1 protein-coding gene is annotated in these 1,171 nt (G+C 47.5%); it reads left to right on the top strand.

The window, feature by feature from the left end; translation table 11 throughout:
• The first annotated feature begins 75 nt into the window (after positions 1–75).
• A complete protein-coding gene (locus tag ACOCD2_RS20930; RefSeq protein WP_419588022.1) occupies positions 76–1,110 on the top strand; it encodes an IS481 family transposase in 1,035 nt (344 codons plus the stop codon).
• Positions 1,111–1,171 lie beyond the last annotated feature (61 nt).

The raw sequence follows: 1,171 nt of genomic DNA on the forward strand, positions 1-1,171 counted from the left end.
ATCACTTGAAAAAGTGAGGGTTACCGGTTTTGATAGAAGTGTGAACTTTAATCGAAACCATAAGAGGTAACCCTCATGATCCATACTAATGAAAAAATCATAAAACACAAAGTCGGTCTGTTAAATCTGGCAGAAGAGCTGGGTAATGTATCCAAAGCTTGCCAGGTAATGGGCCTGTCTCGCGACACTTTCTATCGGTACAAGGCCGCAGTTGAAGAAGGTGGTGTTGATGCCTTATTCGAGGCAAACCGGCGTAAACCGAATCACAAAAACCGCGTTGAACCCGAAATTGAGCAGGCCGTAAAGGAGTATGCCCTTGATTTTCCTGCCCATGGCCAGGTTCGCGCCAGCAACGAGCTGCGCAAATCAGGCATATTTGTTTCCCCGACAGGGGTTCGGGGTATCTGGCTCAGGCATGAGCTTGCCAACTTCAAAGACCGCCTCAAGGCGCTGGAAGCCAAGGTTGCCGCAGAAGGGATTGTCCTCACGGAGCCACAGGTGCAGGCTCTTGAGAAGAAAAAGCTGGATGATGAAGCCTGTGGCGAGATTGAAACGGCTCACCCGGGCTATCTGGGCTCTCAGGATACCTTTTATGTTGGTACGCTCAAAGGCGTTGGACGTATCTACCAGCAGACTTTTGTGGATACCTATTCCAAGGTAGCCTTTGCCAAACTGTATACGACCAAAACGCCAATTACCGCAGCGGATATGCTCAATGACCGAGTTCTACCGTTCTTTGAACAGCATGAATTGCCGATGCTGAGAATCCTTACAGATCGCGGCACCGAATACTGCGGTAAGGCGGATCGCCATGACTATCAACTGTATTTGGCGCTCAATGACATTGATCATACCAAGACACGGGTAAAATCACCGCAAACCAACGGTATCTGCGAACGTTTCCACAAAACGATATTGCAGGAATTTTACCAGGTGACCTTCCGCAAGAAGATCTATACGGACATGGCGTCTTTACAAAAAGACCTGGACGAATGGCTTGCTTATTACAATAATGAACGGACGCACCAAGGCAAGATGTGCTGTGGACGAACTCCAATGGAAACACTCGTCGATGGTAAAAAAATCTGGCAGGAAAAATTATTGAACTGAATTTGACCTGACAGTCACTTCTACAAACCGGTAACTGTCAGATCAAGTCTGAACTACTACA

The organism is Thiolapillus sp. (genome assembly GCF_048562965.1).
GTDB classification, from domain to species: Bacteria; Pseudomonadota; Gammaproteobacteria; order Chromatiales; family Chromatiaceae; genus Thiolapillus; species Thiolapillus brandeum_A.